Here is a 4,359-nt window from a genome sequence, read left to right on the forward strand (position 1 = left end):
CTTTCTCATTTGCATCATCTCAATAACTTAATATATATTTATATATATAAAGTTATCGGTAAACCGATGTATTATAGGCCGCTACGAAAAAATGATGAATACGGTGGGGGTTTTTCAAAGCATTCAGGTATCTCAAAAATGGTTAGCCTTTTATATGATGAAGCCTAATCTGTATCTACCACATTAACACCCAGAATTTAGTCAATCATATGGATAAACTTACAGTTGGAACTGTAGACAAAATAACCGATGAATTCGGTGCAAAGCTTGTTTCACTTGGTCTGAAACCTTTTTTGTCTATAAATATTCCTATCGGAATTGCAGATATAACGAAAATGAGAGGCCAGACAAGTGACAGAAGGGAGATATCGAATGCACTCACATCAAAAAGTTCGCTAGCCTCAGAGGATATGGGCGCGAAGGTAAGCCACGATAATTGTGAGAGCAATGCTATAATCATAAAAATAGCCAGCACTACCCACCGATAAGAAGAAATACCTCCTTCATTTGCCTTTTCACCCATTTTCTCATCCTGCCTTTGTTTGAAATGCATTAAGGTTTAAAAAATGTTTTTTAAAAATAATTTAACTCATACAACGGCTGAAATGAAAGTGGTGGGTTATCTCTCTTGTGAAAGTATGCTAACTCATCCTTCCTGTACCAGATGCTGCTTAACTTTCATTTCTTCAATATTTCCGGCATTATCAACTGCATAAAAGCGTAATTCGGCAACCTCTGCATATATTTCATAGTCTGCAAAACAAAGTTCCACATTTGGTGTATATGCTGTTCCCTCCCCCATCTTGGTTTCTATGACACCATCACCATCACTGTCCCACCACGCTTCATAGTAAATGTAATCCACCCCGGAGATATCATCTGTCGCATTGAGCCATATAATTGTCCCAGGTGTTACTACATAACCATTCTCCCAGCTCGGCTGTCCCACTTCTTCTGTTGTAACAGGTGGAGTTGTATCTTCTTCAGGGTGATAATATACAGTAATGCTATCACTTCCTTCATTTCCAGCAGCGTCTTTTGCCCATACAGTAATTTCGTTCCATTCAGGATGCAAGGCAAGCGTAAGAGTAAATGCAAGGGATATTAGGTTGTCAACTTCCTGGGCATCATTTTCTTCACCTCCTTCCCATTCATGATGGTAGCCAAGTTCTATTATACCGACATTATCTGTTGCAATTCCGCTAACCATAATATCTTTTTCATCGAATTCCGTGCCATCTGGAGGTTCCACAATAGTGGTCTCTGGCGGCTCCGTATCTGGACACGGTTTCTCTATCACCGTTATTACAACGGAATCCTGGTCAGTTTTCCAGTGTTCGTTTGGAAAATCATTACACAGTATTTCATTTTTTAAATGGTGGTCATCCCATACAGTTAGTGTGACAACATAGGTTCCCGGCGAAAACTCATGAGTTGGTGTAGGTCCCCAATCATCTATATCATCATTAGGTTCGTTTATACCATCCATGTCAAAATCGCCAGTATCTGAATCCACTTTAGGGTCATAATCCCAGTAATATTCATGTATTTTACCGTCATCATCAGCAGATGATGAACCTGTACCATTTAAGGTAATTTTTGCTTTCTTACCGCACTCAACTTCGGCTGTAATATCTTTTCCGGCATCTGCACACGGCTTATAATAACGATGCAGAAATTCATCCCAATGAATGCCTTCATCTCTCCATAAAAAGTTTGGTGTCTCCTTCCATGGATGGGGAGGAGGATTCGCATATGGTACTTTTCCCCATTCAGTTGTTTTATCCTCTGCATATATTGCAGGATCATCGGCAGGATCCTCATAGCAGGATGGCCGTGGATTATCAAAAGGATGATCAGTGCAGGGATCACCATTGCAATCATTGAAATTTTTATGGTCTGTTTCATGCCTCGGGAAATAGATCGATAGACCATGAGAATTCGGTTTATGAGCGTCACCATGTTTCTCATTTATGACAGCACCCAAAACTCCACTAATACCATCCAGTATTGATTCTCACGGTTTCTTGTATCCGGTATAGATTCCGTCATTGTGTCCTAAGAGGTGCACAAAGTGGTATAGGTCAATATAGTTTCTATCACTGTAATGCTCGGCTGAAAGAAGGCAACTTTTAACATTCATCTGGCAGTTGTCACCAGGATCTCCATTCTCGTCAAACGGTTGGTCTTTCGTATCACCCCAGTCCTCCATGCCCTCTTTTAAGTGAATTGATAACGAATGTACTCCACCGTAAATGCCACTCAGCCTGCCGAGGTCTATTGCGCTCAGCGTATGGCATTTCCAATCCTTATGCCTTGTATGGTAGCTATCGACCATGTATTTTGCTAAATCAGAACGTGAAATATCTGGGTTTTTTTGAAGATGGCCAAAAACATCTTCATAATTCCAATTTTTGGCAACCTCTTCCGATGCAACCATATATAGGGCCCAGTCTCGTATCTGATATGCAACTTCGATATTGGCCATCAGGCAACAGTCAAAACCTATTATAGAAAAGGCTGGAACATTTCTGATCGCCGATTGAAAGAGAGCAGACTCCAACTCCCCCATGTATAGATAATCATCCATATTAGACAACATATCCCGACTTGTATAGTCTGGTAGCAGTCCTTTCCATCCGGCTCCATGTCCATTGAGAATAAGAATGTACCTATCAGCCGGGGCATGTTTTATTGACCAGTTTATGAACTCTCTTAGGGGGGCTGCTTTACCTGTGTTTTTCTCACCTATATATGCAGTTTCACCAGGTGGATTATATGCCCATACTAAGGAACTAGTATTTATCCTAGTTCTTCCCCAGTTAACAATTTCCCTATTATTATCTTTCATAAGAAAACCGCGAAATGTTTTTCCTTTATTCCTATGCCCCTCCCACTTGCCATCTATCATATACACTTCATTTGTTTTATTCCATCCGTCTATTTGAAACACTATGTTGATATTGTCATCCGAGCCTATCTTTTCCAATTCGTTGAGTTGTTCAAATAGAGCATCCTCCAAATCACCCGGGTCCGGGCCATTATCCGCTGCCAGGTAAACCATGACTGTCCACTTTTTGCCTTGAGCTGGGGCTTCAAGCTGTAAAGGCATCTCCATGCTTACAATTCCAAATGCATCCAGATTGCATCTTCCTGGCGACGCTTCAAAAGCATCTTTTCCTCCTGTTATATCCCAATCTTCTGGAGTGTTAGTGTCGTTTGAATAGGAATCTCTACCGATAGAATCTCCTTCGGTCCAGGACGGTGGCTTCGTACCGGGGGGAGTCGGTTCCGCCATAGGATCAAAATACTCATTTTCATTCCATATTCTCGCTTTTGTTGCATAATCATGTGCCACTCCTGGTGTATAATTTCCCTCATAGCAATATGAAATGAAATCAACGATTGTATTTGTACCAGGTTTTCCTTCATAAAGAGCACACTCATCCATGTCATTGTCAAAAAAGTCCTGATTAGTGCCTGTGTAAAACGTGCCGTTGCCGTCAGAGAAATCCTCATCGTTGGCGCCAGTTCCGAAACGGATAACGAGGTACGTATTGTTGGGGAATACCCAGTTGGGAAGCGTGGCCACTGCAATGCCATCCGAGGTGCCGATTGTCCATCCCTTTATCCTTATACTCTCTCCAGCATTGTATAATTCTATCCATTCATTGCCGGCATCCTCTCCTGCAGGGTCAGACATTATTTCGTTTATCGCTGCATCTGGCCTGGATTTTGGAAAATTGAATATAAGTACGCTCACTTCATCGCTTTCATTTCCTCCATGAGCAGCGGCTTTAATGACATGCCGCCCCATGACTTTTTCATTCCATACTCGCGAGTAAGGATGCGTGTAATCACTGAACTTGAGTTCGTCATCAATGTAAATGTCAATGCCATCAATATCTTCGCTTGTTTCGACCTCTATTGTAATTCCTCCCGCCACCAAAGTAATCCCTATCGGTGCGATATCTCTATCAAACATATATAGATGGCCCTCCATCGGCTTTGTTATTTCGACTGTTGTTAATGATTTTTCTGTAAATTTATGTTCATTTGGAGGAAAAACTTCAGACAGGTAATCACTACTAACACCTATCGAAAACCAAAAAATAGTGATAATAAATATCACACTTATTGCCATGCCAATCCACTTGAGTGTTTTTGCCATATTTCACCTCTCTCTATTATTGAAACTGGATGTAATATATAATATATAATTTGCTTGACTGTAGACTATGTGTAAAAAGTATGAATGCTTTCTACTCAGGCTCTAAACCAAGCCTTCGACAGTCTTCCTTGGTCAAAATAACCTTCATCACATAGACCTTTGCTTTAAATTTTTCGAGAAGATCTACA

Annotated in this window: 3 protein-coding genes; 1 reads left to right on the top strand and 2 read right to left on the bottom strand. The window is 40.9% G+C overall.

Going from position 1 to position 4,359, the window contains the following annotated elements:
* The first annotated feature begins 209 nt into the window (after window positions 1-209).
* Complete coding sequence (locus U9O96_07290; GenBank protein MEA2054887.1) at window positions 210-488, top strand: hypothetical protein; 279 nt, start codon at window positions 210-212, stop codon at window positions 486-488.
* Window positions 489-646: 158 nt separating this feature from the next.
* Here U9O96_07290 and U9O96_07295 read toward each other — a convergent pair whose 3' ends face one another.
* Together U9O96_07295 and U9O96_07300 are read right to left on the bottom strand one after the other, a co-directional pair.
* Window positions 647-1,987 carry a hypothetical protein gene (locus U9O96_07295; GenBank protein MEA2054888.1) on the bottom strand — a complete coding sequence of 447 codons (1,341 nt, stop codon included), beginning with the start codon at window positions 1,985-1,987 and terminating at the stop codon, window positions 647-649.
* A 30-nt stretch (window positions 1,988-2,017) separates the two neighbouring features.
* The gene (locus U9O96_07300; GenBank protein ID MEA2054889.1) at window positions 2,018-4,171 is read right to left on the bottom strand and encodes a clostripain-related cysteine peptidase; all 2,154 of its coding nucleotides are present in this window, start codon (window positions 4,169-4,171) and stop codon (window positions 2,018-2,020) included.
* Between the last annotated feature and the right edge of the window lie 188 nt (window positions 4,172-4,359).

The sequence above is a fragment of the Candidatus Thermoplasmatota archaeon genome, from assembly GCA_034660695.1.
Classification (GTDB): domain Archaea; phylum Thermoplasmatota; class E2; order UBA202; family DSCA01; genus JAYEJS01.

Coding starts and splice junctions, on each gene's coding strand:
- U9O96_07290 (MEA2054887.1), top strand. CDS start 210: ATGGATAAACTTACAGTTGGAACTGTAGACAAAATAACCGATGAATTC.
- U9O96_07300 (MEA2054889.1), bottom strand. CDS start 4,171: ATGGCAAAAACACTCAAGTGGATTGGCATGGCAATAAGTGTGATATTT.